Source organism: Burkholderia sp. BCC1644 (genome assembly GCF_902833225.1).
Taxonomy (GTDB): domain Bacteria; phylum Pseudomonadota; class Gammaproteobacteria; order Burkholderiales; family Burkholderiaceae; genus Burkholderia.
In genome coordinates, this window is sequence record NZ_CADFEI010000008.1 from 1 (window position 1) to 14,621 (window position 14,621).

At 66.5% G+C, this 14,621-nt stretch carries 11 protein-coding genes; 5 read left to right on the forward strand and 6 right to left on the reverse strand.

Annotated elements, in window-relative coordinates; translation table 11 throughout:
- Positions 1-3,968, reverse strand: a 3,968-nt coding sequence (locus tag HWX87_RS17205; protein ID WP_176048239.1) for an autotransporter-associated beta strand repeat-containing protein, incomplete at its 3' end; no start/stop codon positions are given.
- Between HWX87_RS17205 and HWX87_RS38045 the strand changes: the two genes are divergently transcribed.
- Positions 3,967-4,107, forward strand: a complete 141-nt coding sequence (locus tag HWX87_RS38045; RefSeq protein ID WP_244137698.1) for a hypothetical protein — start codon at positions 3,967-3,969, stop codon at positions 4,105-4,107. The genes HWX87_RS17205 and HWX87_RS38045 overlap by 2 nt on opposite strands.
- Before the next feature lie 565 nt (positions 4,108-4,672).
- Here HWX87_RS38045 and HWX87_RS17210 read toward each other — a convergent pair.
- Together HWX87_RS17210 and HWX87_RS17215 are read right to left on the reverse strand one after the other, a co-directional pair.
- On the reverse strand, positions 4,673-5,332 hold the full coding sequence (locus tag HWX87_RS17210; RefSeq protein WP_176048240.1) for a YdcF family protein: 660 nt from the start codon (positions 5,330-5,332) through the stop codon (positions 4,673-4,675).
- A 259-nt stretch (positions 5,333-5,591) separates the two neighbouring features.
- A complete protein-coding gene (locus tag HWX87_RS17215) occupies positions 5,592-6,626 on the reverse strand; it encodes a rod shape-determining protein (protein ID WP_176048241.1) in 1,035 nt (344 codons plus the stop codon).
- A 271-nt stretch (positions 6,627-6,897) separates the two neighbouring features.
- On the opposite strand from HWX87_RS17215, the gene HWX87_RS17220 reads away from it, so the two are divergent.
- A complete protein-coding gene (locus tag HWX87_RS17220; protein WP_176048242.1) occupies positions 6,898-9,303 on the forward strand; it encodes a patatin-like phospholipase family protein in 2,406 nt (801 codons plus the stop codon).
- 197 nt (positions 9,304-9,500) lie between these two features.
- Here HWX87_RS17220 and HWX87_RS17225 read toward each other — a convergent pair whose 3' ends face one another.
- Together HWX87_RS17225 and HWX87_RS17230 are read right to left on the reverse strand one after the other, a co-directional pair.
- On the reverse strand, positions 9,501-10,631 hold the full coding sequence (locus HWX87_RS17225; RefSeq protein ID WP_119338161.1) for an ATP-binding protein: 1,131 nt from the start codon (positions 10,629-10,631) through the stop codon (positions 9,501-9,503).
- Positions 10,632-10,695: 64 nt separating this feature from the next.
- Positions 10,696-11,406 (reverse strand): response regulator, encoded by a 711-nt coding sequence (locus tag HWX87_RS17230; protein WP_176048243.1) that lies wholly within the window; start codon positions 11,404-11,406, stop codon positions 10,696-10,698.
- Positions 11,407-11,626: 220 nt separating this feature from the next.
- Here HWX87_RS17230 and HWX87_RS17235 point away from each other — a divergent pair, with 220 nt between their 5' ends.
- The 3 genes from HWX87_RS17235 (at position 11,627) to HWX87_RS17245 (ending at position 13,790) form a co-directional block, all read left to right on the forward strand.
- Positions 11,627-12,541: a glutaminase gene (locus HWX87_RS17235; RefSeq protein ID WP_176048244.1), complete on the forward strand. Its 915-nt coding sequence runs from the start codon at positions 11,627-11,629 to the stop codon at positions 12,539-12,541.
- A 341-nt stretch (positions 12,542-12,882) separates the two neighbouring features.
- Positions 12,883-13,116, forward strand: a complete 234-nt coding sequence (locus HWX87_RS17240; RefSeq protein WP_011549124.1) for a hypothetical protein — start codon at positions 12,883-12,885, stop codon at positions 13,114-13,116.
- A gap of 173 nt (positions 13,117-13,289) precedes the next feature.
- On the forward strand, positions 13,290-13,790 hold the full coding sequence (locus HWX87_RS17245; protein ID WP_208456536.1) for a hypothetical protein: 501 nt from the start codon (positions 13,290-13,292) through the stop codon (positions 13,788-13,790).
- 176 nt (positions 13,791-13,966) lie between these two features.
- Here the strand turns inward: HWX87_RS17245 and HWX87_RS17250 are convergent, their stop codons facing one another.
- Positions 13,967-14,506, reverse strand: coding sequence for an ATP-binding protein (locus HWX87_RS17250; RefSeq protein ID WP_208456537.1), 540 nt, complete (start codon positions 14,504-14,506; stop codon positions 13,967-13,969).
- Between the last annotated feature and the right edge of the window lie 115 nt (positions 14,507-14,621).

Here is a 14,621-nt window from a genome sequence, read left to right on the forward strand (position 1 = left end):
GTACCGGTGAGGTTCACTGCGCCGCCCGCCGCAAGGCTGCCGCCTGCGCCCAGCGCCAGCGTGCCGTTCGCGATCGTCGTGCCGCCCGTGTACGTGTTCGTACCCGTCAGCGTCTCCGTGCCGGTGCCCGACTTCGTGATCGCACCGGTACCGCCGATCGTGCCGCCGAACGTGTGATTGCCGGCGTCGCCCAGCGTCAGGTTTTGCGAGCCGAGATTGACCGCCGAGCCGGCCGCGCCCGCGAGCCCCCCGATCGCCTGCGGCGTGGTCGACGCGCTGACGTCGAGCGTCGTGCCCGCATTCGCCAGATTCACCGTGCCCGTCGCCGACAGCGAACCGCCTGCGCCGATCGCCAGTGTGCCCGCGTTGACCGTCGTGCCGCCCGTGTACGTGTTCGCGCCGGTCAGCGTCTCGGTGCCGCTGCCTTGCTTCGTGACGCCCGCCGTTCCGGTGATCGAACCGCCGAACGTCTGGTTCGTGCCATCGCCGAACGTCAATCCATTGCCGCCCAGCGCAACCGTCGTGCCGGCCACACCGCTCAGCGCGCCGACCGTCTGGTTCGCACCCGATGCGCTGATATCGAAGCTAGCGCCCGCGCCGCTCAGGTTGACGGCGCCGCCCGCCGCAAGGCTACCGCCTGCGCCGAGCGCCAGCGTACCGCCCGCGATCGTCGTGCCGCCCGTGTACGTGTTCGTACCCGTCAGCGTCTCCGTGCCCGTGCCCGACTTCGTGATCGCACCGGTACCGCCGATCGTGCCGCCGAACGTGTGATTGCCGGCGTCGCCCAGCGTCAGGTTTTGCGAGCCGAGATTGACCGCCGAGCCGGCCGCGCCCTCGAGACCGCCGATCGCCTGCGGCGTGGTCGACGCGCTGACGTCGAGCGTCGTGCCCGCATTCGCGAGATTCACCGTGCCCGTCGCCGCAAGCGAACCGCCCGCGCCGATCGCGAGCGTGCCCGCATTGACCGTCGTGCCACCCGTATACGTGTTCGCGCCGGTCAGCGTTTCGGTGCCGGTACCCTGCTTCACGATCCCACCCGTGCCGCCGATCGAACCACCGAACGTCTGGTTCGTCGCGGTACCGAAGGTCAGCGTGTTGCCGCCGAGTGCGATGTTTGACCCCGTCACGCCACTCAGTGCGCCAACCGTCTGGTTCGCACCCGCCGCGCTGATGTCGAAGCCGGCACCCGTACCGGTGAGGTTCACTGCGCCGCCCGCCGCAAGCGAGCCGCCCGCGCCGATCGCCAGCGTGCCGTTCGCGATCGTCGTGCCGCCCGTGTACGTGTTCGTGCCGGTCAGGGTTTCGGTGCCGCTGCCTTGCTTCGTCACGCTGGCCGTGCCCGTGATCGCGCCGCCGAACGTCTGGTTCGTACCATCGCCGAACGTCAATCCATTGCCGCCCAACGCAACCGTCGTGCCGGCCACGCCGCTCAGTGCACCGATCGTCTGAGCCGCGCCCGAACCGCTGACGTCGAACGTTGCGCCCGCGCCGCTCAGGTTCACCGCGCCGCCCGCCGCAAGGCTGCCGCCTGCGCCCAGCGCCAGCGTGCCGCCCGCGATCGTCGTCCCGCCCGTGTACGTGTTCGTGCCCGTCAGCGTCTCGGTGCCCGTGCCCGACTTCGTGATCGCACCCGTGCCGCCGATCGTGCCGCCGAACGTGTGACTGCCAGCGTCGCCCAGCGTCAGGTTTTGCGAGCCGAGATTGACCGCCGAGCCGGCTGCGCCCGCGAGCCCCCCGATCGCCTGCGGTGTGGTCGACGCGCTGACGTCGAGCGTCGTGCCCGCATTCGCCAGATTCACCGTGCCCGTCGCCGACAGCGAACCGCCCGCGCCGATCGCCAGTGTGCCCGCGTTGACCGTCGTGCCGCCCGTGTACGTGTTCGCGCCGGTCAGCGTCTCGGTGCCGCTACCTTGCTTCGTGACGCCCGCCGTGCCCGTGATTGCGCCGCCGAACGTCTGGTTCGTCGCATCACCGAACGTCAGCCCGTTGCCGCCCAACGCAACCGTCGTGCCGGCCACGCCGCTCAGCGCGCCGACCGTCTGTGCCGCGCCCGAACCGCTGATGTCGAACGTCGCACCCGCGCCGCTCAGGTTCACCGCACCGCCCGCCGCAAGGCTGCCGCCCGCGCCCAGCGCCAGCGTGCCGTTCGCGATCGTCGTGCCGCCCGTGTACGTGTTCGCACCGGTCAGCGTTTCGGTGCCGGTGCCCTGCTTCACGATCGCGCCCGTGCCGCCGATCGTGCCGCCGAACGTCTGGTTCGCCGCATCGCCCATCGTCAGCGTGTTGCCCCCGAGCGCGACGGTCGAACCGGCCACACCGCTCAACCCGCCGATCGTCTGGTTCGCACCCGACGCGCTGATATCGAAGCTGGCGCCCGCGCCGGCGAGGTTCACGGCGCCCGTCGCCGCAAGCGAGCCGCCCGCGCCCAACGCCAGCGTGCCCGCATTGACCGTCGTGCCGCCCGTATAAGCGTTCGCGCCCGTCAGCGTCGTGGTGGCGGCCCCGTTCTTGGTCAGGCCACCGGCCCCGGACACCTGCCCCGACAGTTCGAGGTTGTTGCTGCCCCCCAGCGTGAGAGTCGCACCGGTGTTGATCGCGATGTTGTTGCCGACCGTCATGCCGGCGTTGGTGTCGAGCGTGCCTGATCCGCCGACGGTCAGCGTGCCCGTGCCGAGTGCGGCGCCGTTGCCGAGCACGATGCCGCCGCTGTTGAGGTTGGTGCCGCCCGAGTAGGTATTCGCGCCGCTGAGCGTCAGCGTGCCCGTGCCGTTCTGCGTCAGGCTGCCGCCACCGTTGATCGAGCCGGACAGCCCGAGATTGTTGCCGCCCTGCACCGTGAGCCCGCCCGCGCCGAGCGTCACGTTGTTGCTGAGGTTGACGGCCGAGTTGGCGCTCTGGATCGCCCCGCCGTTGCCCGTGATCGTGCCGGTGCCGAGCCCCGCGTTGTTGTCGACGATCGCGACGCCGCCGCTCAGCGTCGCGTCCTGCGCGGTGGATGCACCGCTCAGCGTCCACGTACCGCTGCCGACGTCCAGGTGCTGAAAATTGATGTAGTTGCTGCTGTTGATCGAGCCGGTCGCCGGCCCGCCGCCCTGCTGCTGCAGGTTGAGCGTGTTGTTGCCGCCCGCGCCGCCGTCGACGATGCCCGTCGCCGCCACGTTGAGCGTGTTCGGGCCGACCGTGATGTTGAACGCGCCGCCGGTGCCGCCCGCCGCGTTGACCGACGAGCCCGTCATGGCATTGAACGTGTTGTTGCTGTTCGCGCCCATCGACACGCTGCCGTTGATCGTGCCCGAGTTGGTAAACGTATTGCCCTGCCCGGGCGTGCCGTTCGAGCCGAGCGCGACGCGGCCGTTGATCGTGCCGCTGTTCGACATGTTGACCGTGGCGCCGCCGTATGCGGTGACCACGGGCGCGTCCGCGCCGACGAGCGTCGCACCGACCAGCGGGTTGGACCCGATCGTGCCGGTGTTGGTGATATTCGACGTGCCGCCCGTGCCGTTCTGGACCGACAGCGCCATGCCCGTCACGCCGCTGATCGCCACGCCGGTCGAACCGTTCATCGTGCCGTTGTTGACGACGGTGGTGTTCGCGCTCGCCGACGCATTGCCGACCACGGCCCCGCTCGACAGCACGCCGAGGCCCGTGCCGAGTGCGGACGGATCGATCGTGCCGTTGTTGGTCAGCGTGACGCCGTTGCCGGTCAACGACATCGCGGTACCGCCGACGCCGAGCAGCACGCCGACGCTTGCGCCGGGGTTGACCGTCGCGTGCACGTTGTTGGCGCTGTTCGAGTAGCTCGGCTGAAGCGGGTTCGCGACCCCGGAGCAGGTCACCGTCGTGCCTGCCGTGCTGCAGGTCGCATTGGCAGGCACGATACCCGCGCCGGACAATGCCAGGAAAACGCCCGTGGGTAACAGCAGTCTCGGAAACGGCTCACCGGCTTTTTTCGAACGCGCAAGGTTCATGCTTTCCCTCGTTTTTGGCTTTGGTTTTGATATTGGTATTGCGGCCGTACCGGACCGCGCGCAGCAGAAAATCACGGACAAAAGCGTCCGCCCCGGCAGTCGCGATGCGACGTCGGTTTATTCATGGATGGATTTTTAATCAGCCCGGGATCGGGATTGCAGACGCAAGACTAGTCGAATGACATGATGGTGGCCCCTGTTTTTCTGCAGCAACTTTCTGGTTGATTTGATTACTGCCCTGCTTTTGTCAGACAAGGCTATATCAAACTCAAACCATTTTCCAGTCGATGTTTACCCATCGGATCAAGGGCTGGCGAGCATGTATTTTTTACTTGCCAAAAGACGCCCCGCGACGACGTCCCGCATGCTTTTCGTCTTTCCGATTTGATTTTTCGCAAAAATAACAGAATCACCGCATCCGTGAAAACGCTGATGCGCAGCTTCGCTTCAAGGTATATGCGTCCCGCAGTGCAATATTTTAATTCTCACAAATCGCCGACACGATTAATCAGCATCCACTTAATAATTGGATTAAACCTGGATTTTCGGGTGCCTGGCGAAATTGCCTTGATTTTCACCTTGCATCAAAACTGCAATGCGAATCGTTATCGCTTGCCGAATGTCTGAAACATGCGTGCCGCGAAGAGGAAACCGGAAGGAAAAAGAGAACCACGCGCACGCGGCAGCGTTCGCCGTGCGGCGCGTTACGAAAACAGGCTCATCAGATAAAGCATCGGCCGGAACGAAACAGGCCGCGCATCGGGGTTCACCCACAACCGCACCGCATACACCGCGTAGGCCGGCACTTCGCGCCAGCTCGAATAGACATCGCGCAACTGGAAACGGCCCGGATACGCGGCAGAGATGTTCGCCCTTGCGATGCCGACGCGCTCGAATGCGAGGCGCGCTCGCGCGAGGTGGTAGTACTGGCTGACGATCAGCACGCGCGACAGGTTGTGCGCCTGCAGGTACGCGAGCGTGTGCTGCGCGGTCGCGAGCGTGTTGTCGCCCTGGTCGTCGACGGCGATCCGGTCGGCCGGCACGCCATGCGCCACCAGATAGTCGCGCATCGCGGTCGCCTCGTTCAGCCCGGGGCCGTCGATCGCGCCGCTGACCAGGAACGCCGGGCACTGCCCCGTGCGGTAGCAGCGCACGCCGACATCCAGCCTGGCGGCAAGCACCGGCTTCGGCGCACCGGTCTCGTCGAGCGCGTTGCCGAAGATCACCGCGACATCGGCCGGCTCGCTCGGCATCCGCATCCCGTACGTGACGAGCGCAACGGCTGCGACGATCCAGAGGCAAGCAACGACGGCCAGCAGGCGGCCCGTTCGGGCAAGGAAGCCCCGTTTGGTGTGGTTTTTCAAGGTTTTCGGTCTCTCAGGTCGTCGGGCTCGTCGTGCGTTTCGGCTTGCCCGGTCCCGCACGGGCGCGTAACGCTAGCACGGTGCGCGTTCGGGTGTCCACGCGACGGGCCGATGCCGGACGGCGGCCAGCCTTCCGGCAAGTCGACCGGAGAAGCGTGCCCGGCGGTGCAGGCAGGCAAGACGGAGGTCTGCGAAGATCTGCGGAGATCGAAAGAATGCGAATGGCCGCGCCGCGATGCACGGCCCGGCAGGGCCCGAATCAGTCGACCGGGCACATCGCGAGCCGCCCCATCGCCTCGCCGGCGCCGCGCACCGCGCAGGTGGCCGGTTCGTCGGCGATCCGGGCGACCAGCCCCGTCTCGTCGTGCAGCAGGCGTTCGAGATCGGCGAGCAGCGCGCCGCCGCCCGTCAGCACCACGCCGCGATGCGCGATGTCGGTCACGAGCTCGGCCGGTGCGTTTTCCAGCACCGACTTCACCGCACCGATCACCTGCTTGAGCGGCGCGGTCAGCGCGTCCGCGACGTCGTGGTTGGACAGCTCGACCGAGCGCGGCAGGCCGTCGCTGATGCTGCGCCCGACGGCGCGCGTCGACGTGCGCGGCACCGCGCTGGTGGCCGAGCCGATCGTCTTCTTCACGTGCTCGGCCGTCTGCTCGCCGAGCAGCACGCCATACAGGTTGCGGACATGATTGACGATCGCCGCGTCGAACTGGCTGCCGCCGACGCGGATCGCCTCGCGGTAGACGATCCCGCCGAGCGCGATCACCGCGACTTCGGTCGTCCCGCCACCGATGTCGATGACCATCGAGCCGACCGGCTCCGTGACCGGCAGGCCGGCGCCGAGCCCGGCCGCGAGCGACTCCTCGATCAGTTCGACGTCCGATACACCGGCCGCGAACGCGGCCTCGCGGATCGCGCGGCGCTCGACGGCCGTCGCGTCGGACGGCACGCACAACGTGACCTCGACACGGCGGCCGAAGCGCGAGCGCGTGCGCGACATGTCGATGAAGCTGCGGATCATCTGCTCGGCCGCGTGCGCGTCGGCGATCACGCCATGCCGCATCGGCCGCACGGCTTCGAGATGCCCCGGTTCGCGGCCGAGCAGCGCCTTCGCGAGTTCGCCGACCGCCTCGAGCGTCGGCCGTGCGTCGGTCGCGCCGCCCTTGCGGAAGCAGACGACCGACGGCTGGTTCAGCACCACGCCGCGCTCGTGCGTATAAATCCGCGTACTCGCCGTTCCAGGGTCGATCGCAACGGGTTGCGCAAACAACTTTCCGAACAGCGGTGTCGACATATCAAACCTTTGTGAACGAACGGGCCAGGACAGCCGCGCCGAATTTTTCGCGGCGCGTCCATGCCGCCCCATCACGAGCTTAGCGGCAAATCGTTCCGATACTTTAGGCAATTCCGATGATTTTTTCGCGACGCAATTGTCAAATTTGCCGTTCCGGACGCATCCGGCTACGCAACGGCCTCTCGCATTGCCTCTGTAAAACACGGTAATCTCTCGGTCTTGCCTGCTCCCGGCAGGCCTCAGACGCCCGATCACGCCAGGTATTTCCACCATGACAGCGACCGTTTCCTTCCGCTGGGCGCGGGTGCGCCCGCTCTGCACGACGCTCGTCGCCTTCTGGTGCTGCACGGTCGCCGCGCAGCCGCTGCCGGCCACCGCACCCGCCGCCGCCCCGGCCGTCACCGCTGCCGCTGCTGCTGCCGCGCCGGCTGCCACGCCCGCTGCGCCGGCGAACGCCTGCACGGCCGACGGCGGCCCGGCCGGCCGCCCGTCGATCGGCCTCGTGCTGTCCGGCGGCGGTGCGCGCGGCTACGCTCACCTCGGTGTACTGAAGGTGCTGGAAGACAACCGCATCCCGATCGACTGCATCGCGGGCACCAGCATGGGCGCCGTCGTCGGCGGCCTGTACGCGAGCGGGATGGCGGCCGACGAGATGCAAAAACGGCTGTCGGAGGTCAACCTCGCGGATATCGCGTTCGACGTGACTGAGCGCGCGGACCTGCCGCAAACCAGCCGGGAAGACGAACGGCTGTACATCAACGGGCTGACGCTCGGATTCGGCAAGAAAGGCGTGAAGGCGCCGGTCGGCCTCGTGCAGGGCAACCGGCTGCAGGCGCTGCTCGCGAACTGGACGGCCGCCGTGCCGACCAACCAGCCGTTCGACCACCTGCCGATCCCGTACCGTGCGGTCGCGACCGACCTGCAGACGGGCCAGATGGTCGTGCTCGACCACGGCTCGCTGCCGCTCGCGGTCCGCGCGAGCATGGCGATGCCCGGCCTGTTCGCCCCGGCCGAGATCAACGGGCGCGCGCTCGTGGACGGCGGGCTCGTCAGCAACCTGCCCGTCGACACCGCGCGGCAGATGGGCGCGAACGTCGTGATCGCGGTCGACATCGGCTCGCAACTGCGCCCGCTCGACGCGCTTGCATCGCCCGCCGACGTGATGCAGCAGATGGTCGGCATCCTGATCCGCCAGAACGTGACCGCCCAGCGCAAGCAGCTCGACGCACAGGACGTGCTGCTCACGCCGGACCTCGGCGCGCTCGCGTTTACCGATTTCCAGAACGCGAAGCAGGCGATCGCCGCCGGCGCGGCCGCCGCGACCGCCGCGCTGCCGAAGCTGCGGCGTTTCGCGCTCACGCCGGAGCAGTACGCGGCCTACCGGTCCGCGCACGCGCAGCCGCTGCCGCCGCCGATCCGGATCACGCGCATCGACATCAAGACCAGCGGCGGCGTGCCGAAGCGCGTCGTCAGCAACGCGCTGCACGTGAAGCCCGGCGATACCTACGATCCGCAGACCGTCAGTCAGGATCTGCTCGGGCTCACGACGGGCGGCAATTTCGAGAGCGTCACGCAGCAGATCGTGAGCCACGGCGACGACAACGTGCTCGAGATCAACGCGCGAGAGAAGTACTGGGGGCCGAATTTCCTGCTGTTCGGGCTCGGCATGTCGAGCAGTTCGACCGACGAGGGCGGCTTCCGCCTGCATGTCGGCTACCGGCGGCCTTGGCTCACGGAATCGGGGCTCGAATTCCGCGCGGACACGACGATCGGCAGCGACCTGCAGTCGGCGCGCGTCGAATTCCGCCAGCCGCTGTCGATGGCCTACGGCGTCTACCTGTCGCCCTACGCGGAGTACCAGCGCCGCTACGCGAACCTGTACGACGACACCGGCGACGTGAAGATCACGCAGTACCTGATGCAGACGGCGCGCGCCGGGATCGATTTCGGCCTGCCGATCGCGCGGCTCGGCGACTTCCGGATCGGTATCGGCTACGTGACCGGGCACGGCTCGCCGACCTACAACCTGCCGTTCGACGACGGCAGCGGCCAGAACCTGCTGTGGCCGAGCTTCACCTCCCAGGCGCTGACCGCGCGCGCACGCCTCGTCATCGACCAGCTCGACGATCCGCTGTTCCCGCGCAAGGGCTATTTCACCGAACTGCGCGTCGAGCGCTCGCTGGTGTCGCGCAACGGGGGCTCGGCGAGCCAGTTCGACGACAGCATCAACAACGCGCCCTACACCGAGATCTACGGCAAGGCGATGGTGGCGCAGCAGTTCGGCCGGCACAGCGTCAGCGCGACGATCGAAGGCGGCAAGAGCATCGGCGGCACCAACCTGATCAACGCGTTCAACTTCACGCTCGGCGGCTTCCAGCACCTGTCCGCGTATGCGGCCGACCAGCTGAACGGCAACGAGCTCGCGTACGGTCAGATCACCTACATGAACCAGCTGATGACGTTCAACGCGTCGCCGATCAAGGCGCTGTCGGTCGGCGCCAGCGCGGAAGTCGGCAACGTGTGGTCGAGCGGGCAGCAGATCGGCGGCGGCGCGCTCAAGCAGAGCTATACGTTCTTCACGAGCCTGTCGACCGCGTTCGGGCCTGTCTACATCGGCGTGGCGCTCGCGCCGGGCGGCCGCCGCAACTTCTACCTGCAGCTCGGCCGCACGTACTGAGCATGCGCGGATGCCGCTTCGGCGGCATCCGCGTTTTACCGCGTTGCCGTCTTGCCTTCGCACTCCCGATCAGAAATCCCCGGCCATCGCCACCGCCCGCGCTTGCGCGTGCTCGATACTGTCGTGCGCCCTCGCATTCCACGTGCAAGCGCGCCGCGATTGCGGCGATCGAGGATCGAACCTCATCTGCGGAATGGCTAGACCGGCCAGCTGATTTCGAAGCGCGCGCCGCCGAGCTCGACCGGATCGACGACCGCGATCCGGCCATTGTGCGCATGGAGCACCTGCCGCGTGATCGACAGGCCGAGCCCGTAGCCGCCGGTGCGGCGGTCGAGGCGCACGAAGGCATCGAAGATCCGTTCGCGCTCGCTCTCGGGCACGCCGGGGCCGTCGTCCTCGACGAAGATCCCGATGTTGCCGTGTACGAGCGAGATCCCGACGACGATCCGCGATCGCGCGTACTTGCTCGCGTTGCGCAACAGGTTGCGCATCGCGTATGACATCAGCCGCCGGTCCATCTTCACGCGCAGGTCCGATGCGATCGCGATGCGCGACTCGATCGCGCGCTCCGGATACAGCAGCTGCGCGTCGTTGACCTGATGCTCGAACCACGCGACGGGCGCGGTCATCTCGAGGTTCGACTGCAGCGAGCTGTACTCGAGCCGCGCGAACGTCAGACTCATGTCGATCAATTCCTCGAGCTCGGTCACGTCCTGCGCGATGCTCTCGAGCGCGCTCTGGTATTCGGCCGCGGAACCCGGCTCGCGCAGCATTTCGAGCGCAAAACGCACGCGTGCGAGCGGCGTGCGCAGTTCGTGCGAAATGCCGTTCGTCAGGTCGCGCTGCGCGGCGATCAGCCGCTCCATGCGCATCGCCAGCGCGTTCAGCGTCCGCGCGAGCGGGCCGATGATCACGCTGTGCGATTCCCGCGCACGCGTGTTGAAGCGCCCGCCCGTGAAGTCGATCGCGCGTTCGCGCACCATCACGAGATCCGACCAGACGGGCCGCATCCACCGGTACGCGGCGAGCGCGGGCGCGGCGAACACGAACGCGAGCACGATCCAGATATCGCCCGGCAGCGAGTCGAACGCATGCCACACGACCTGTGGCGACAATTCGACGCACAGCGCGAGCGCCGGCACGAGCGCGGTCAGCAGGACGAGGCCGAGCAGATGCAGGTAGGTCCGCACATAGAGGCGCGACCAGCTCGGAATGCGGTCGGCGCGCGTGTCGGTCCACGCGCGGCGGAAATGCAGCCAGCGCCATTTGACGTAGCGCAGCGTCGGCAGCGGCGGTGCATCGGGGTGCGAACGGGTTCGTCGGATCATCGCGGCTCCCGGCCGGCGGGCGGAATGCCCGCGCGGAACGTGACGGCGTCGCGCGCTGGCCGCGTCATTCCCACGCGTGCTTGCTGAATTGATAACCCTTGCTGCGGATCGTCTTGATCCGCTGCGGGTTGCTCGCGTCGTCGCGCAGCTTGCGGCGCAGCTTCGAGATGCGCCCGTCGATCGTGCGGTCGAGGCCGTCGAATTCGACGCCGCGCAACTGCAGCATCAGGTCGTCGCGGCTGACGACTTCGCCCGCGTGGCACACGAGCGCCCACAGCAGGTCGAATTCGGCCGACGTCAGGTCGGGGGTGCTGCCGTCGGGCAGCACGACGGTGCGGTCGGTACGGTCGATCGAGAACTTGCCGAACGCGTAGCGCTCCGGCTGCGGCGCGGCGCTCTCGGTCGCGCGCGCGGGCGCACGGCGCAGCTGCGCCTTGATCCGCGCGAGCAGGATGCGCGGCTCGACCGGCTTGTGCACGTAGTCGTCCGCGCCGAACTCGAGGCCGAGCAGCTCGTCGAACGGCTCGTCGCGCGCCGTCACCATGATGATCACGCCGTCGTACTGCTTGCGCGCCTCGCGGCAGATTTCGAAGCCGTCCTTGCCCGGCAGGTTCACGTCGAGGATGACGAGATCGGGACGAAGGGACAGGATCGCCGGCACCGCGGCGTCGCCGTGCAGCACAGTGTCGACTTCATAGTCGTTCTTGCGCAGGTAGCCGGCGATCAGCGTGGACAGGCGGGTGTCGTCTTCGACGAGCAGGATACGAAAAGACATGGGCAGCGGTCGGATCATCAGGAGGGCCGCGGCGGCGCCGGCCGGTGCCGGACGCCGGCCATCGGCCGAAACGTACCGCATGATACTGCGACCGCCGCTTGCCCGTTTGACGGTCTTGAAAATAAGGGCGCGATACCGTCCGAGCTTGACGAATCGGCGCCGGGACGGTTCCATACGGGCTCGCCGGAATCCGGGCCGCGCCTCTACCCTGCCTGACGTGATGAATTACCAGACGATCCTCGAACGCATCCACACCGAACTCGCCCCCTGGATTGGCCAGGGGCGGGTTGCCGACTACATTCCCGAACTCGCGAAAGTGCCTGCCGACAAGTTCGGGATGGCCGTCGTGACGCTCGACGGGAACGTTTACACGGTCGGCGACGCGCACGAGCGTTTCTCGATCCAGAGCATCTCGAAGCTGTTCGCGTGCACGCTCGCGTTCCAGCTGCTGGGCGACGACCTGTGGGAACGGGTCGGCCGCGAGCCGTCCGGCAACGCGTTCAATTCGCTGGTCCAGCTCGAGAGCGAACGCGGCAAACCGCGCAATCCGTTCATCAACGCGGGCGCGCTGGTCGTCACCGACGTGCTGTGCCGCCGCTTCGTGAAGGCCGAGACGGCGCTCGTCGAGTTCGTCCGGCGGATGATCGGCACGAACGACATCGACTACGATTCGCGCGTCGCGCAGTCGGAGCTGCAGCATGCCGAGCGCAACCGCGCGATGGCGCATTTCATGGCGAGCTTCGGCAACATGCAGATGCCGCCCGACACGGTGATCGACGCGTATTGCCGCCAGTGCGCGATCACGATGAACTGCGTCGAACTCGCCAGCGCCGCGCTGTTTCTTGCGAACGGCGGCGTCGCGCCGGTGACGGGCGAGCGGATCGTCGATTCGAGTTCGGCGAAGCGGCTGTCGGCGCTGATGCTGACTTGCGGCACTTATGATGCGGCCGGCGATTTCGTGTATCGCGTCGGGCTGCCGGCGAAGAGCGGCGTCGGCGGCGGGATCGTTGCGGTGCTGCCGGGGGAGATGGCCGTGTGCGTGTGGGCGCCGGGGCTGGATGCGAACGGGAACTCGCTGGCGGGGACGTTGGCGCTGGAGTGGTTGACGACGTATACGGGGCGCTCGATTTTTTGAGGCGTCAAGGTCAAGCACGCCTCATCTGGCGCAGCGGCGGCAGATTCATGTCGGCGCGCGCCGGCCCGCTCAATGGGGAATTCGGCTATCGGCAGCAATCGACCCTGAACGGCCCTTCAGACTCATCCAAAGCGGCCAATCGTTGTGACCTGCGGCGGGATTGTGTAGCCAAGCTCGATGAGTATCTTGGCCTCGGCGCGACTGCGGAATCATTCCCGATTGAATCGCTTCTCCCGCAGCGTACCGTTGGAACCTTCAACGGAGTCGTTCTGCCAAGGGCGGCAAGAACGGACACAGCGTGTACGATCTGGTCTTCAAGCAAACCATCCAAGGAGAGAGGAATGAATCCGGAACAGGCCCGAGCCGAAGAAACCCAGGCGATGGAGCGCATGGTGGCCGCCACGCTGCGCGTGCAGAGTACGTTTGCCTCGATGCAGAAGCAATTTCCGCCGCAAGGCAGCGGCGAGCCTTCGCCGTTCGCGCTGCAAACCTTTGATGCCGCCCTGCAGGAACTTGAAGACGCACAGGCCGCGTTCGATGCGCTGCTGAACGATCTGATCGACGGTAACCGCTAAAGGCTACGCCCTTATCTGCACCGGTTGTCGACGATCTAAATTGCTGTGTCGAACGGCCGTTTGTGGCCGATCCCGGTCATCGAGCGAGGCGCAGCACTTGCACGCAGTTTGTGCCGAAGGCACGACATGTCAGTTCATATTGCCGGAGCGCCGGCACGTTGGCGCTGGAGTGGTTGACGACTTATACCGGAAGGTCGATTTTTTCAGGCGGGAAAGTTTGGCGTGCTGAATCTGGTGCGACAGCGGCAGGTGAATATCGGCACACTCTGCAGGCGATCCAGTCCGCGTTGCTCGCCGAGATCAGCCTGATCCTGACACGCGGCTACGAGCCGCGAGCATCCGGCCTCGGTTTCGCCCGTCGTCAGTTTCGCTCGCCGGGAATCGGCACGTTCCGCTTGCTCTATCCCGCCCGCCGAGACGAACTGGCCGATATGTTCGGCAGCAACGGACACGATGTCGACGGAACGCATATCGACGTTTCATTCAGTCTGAACGGTCAGCGTGTACGGATGTTGCCGCTGGGCGTATTCACGCCGCCTTTCTGGCAGCGGCGCCGCGTGCGGCGATGCGCGTCAGCCCTCGCGAAAATCCAGGCCGCGCTGATGCAGCACGGGTTTCAAATTCACCGCAACACAATGGAAAGCCTGCAGATTCATGGTGATCTGGTGCACTAGCGGAGATGATCGTCGGCACCACCGCAAGCGTTCCGCCAATCAATCGAACTATCGACCTTCCGTGAATCGGGCGCTCGAAAACTCGAGCACCACCTTCGAGTGCAGGAGCCGAGCGCTCCAACTCCTGCCGCTCCGCTACCTGTACCCAAAAAGCAAGCGCCAGCCCGATCACACGATCACGCAGCCGCGATATGAGAATCGAACACGATTGCCGATGTGAGTTCGAGCGACGTCGGCGCTTCGAATTCCTTTTCCATGAAGTCGAACATGGCAGGCGAAACCTCGAACGAAAACGTCTCGCCCTTTTCCGAATTCCTCGCCAAAACACGGCCGCGGCGGATGTCAGGCGGGGCCGTGACAAAGTGCAATTCACTCGAAATACCAGCGTCCCTGGCTCGATCGACAAACGCCGAACGATTTCGCGCCTTCATGAAACCGAGATCGAGAATGACGTTCCCGCCATTTTTCGCGATCTGCTCGGCAGTACGCCAGATTTGACTCTCGCAGCGCTGCACCCGCTCCATGAGCCAGCTCAATTGAAGCGGCTCCGGAAGATCCGGCCCGTACAGCTGTGCCATCCACTCATCGATCGAGAAACGCGTCGCGCCGGACGACGCTGCGAGCGTACGCGCGTAAGTCGACTTGCCGGCACCTTGCGGCCCAAAAACGATATGTACCACTCCCATGAATTCCCCTTCTTCCAGGTCGAGCGCCAAAGTGGCGCCTGTTTATCGTGTCCGGCGTTGTCGAGGCGGCACTGCCCGACCGCCGGATGTCATTGATTTCGATGCCGCCATCTGACCATCCGCGTCGACTCCGGATTCGAGCCGC

Coding starts and splice junctions, on each gene's coding strand:
- HWX87_RS17235 (WP_176048244.1), top strand. CDS start 11,627: ATGAATTACCAGACGATCCTCGAACGCATCCACACCGAACTCGCCCCC.
- HWX87_RS17220 (WP_176048242.1), top strand. CDS start 6,898: ATGACAGCGACCGTTTCCTTCCGCTGGGCGCGGGTGCGCCCGCTCTGC.
- HWX87_RS17215 (WP_176048241.1), bottom strand. CDS start 6,626: ATGTCGACACCGCTGTTCGGAAAGTTGTTTGCGCAACCCGTTGCGATC.
- HWX87_RS17240 (WP_011549124.1), top strand. CDS start 12,883: ATGAATCCGGAACAGGCCCGAGCCGAAGAAACCCAGGCGATGGAGCGC.
- HWX87_RS38045 (WP_244137698.1), top strand. CDS start 3,967: ATGCTTTCCCTCGTTTTTGGCTTTGGTTTTGATATTGGTATTGCGGCC.
- HWX87_RS17230 (WP_176048243.1), bottom strand. CDS start 11,406: ATGTCTTTTCGTATCCTGCTCGTCGAAGACGACACCCGCCTGTCCACG.
- HWX87_RS17225 (WP_119338161.1), bottom strand. CDS start 10,631: ATGATCCGACGAACCCGTTCGCACCCCGATGCACCGCCGCTGCCGACG.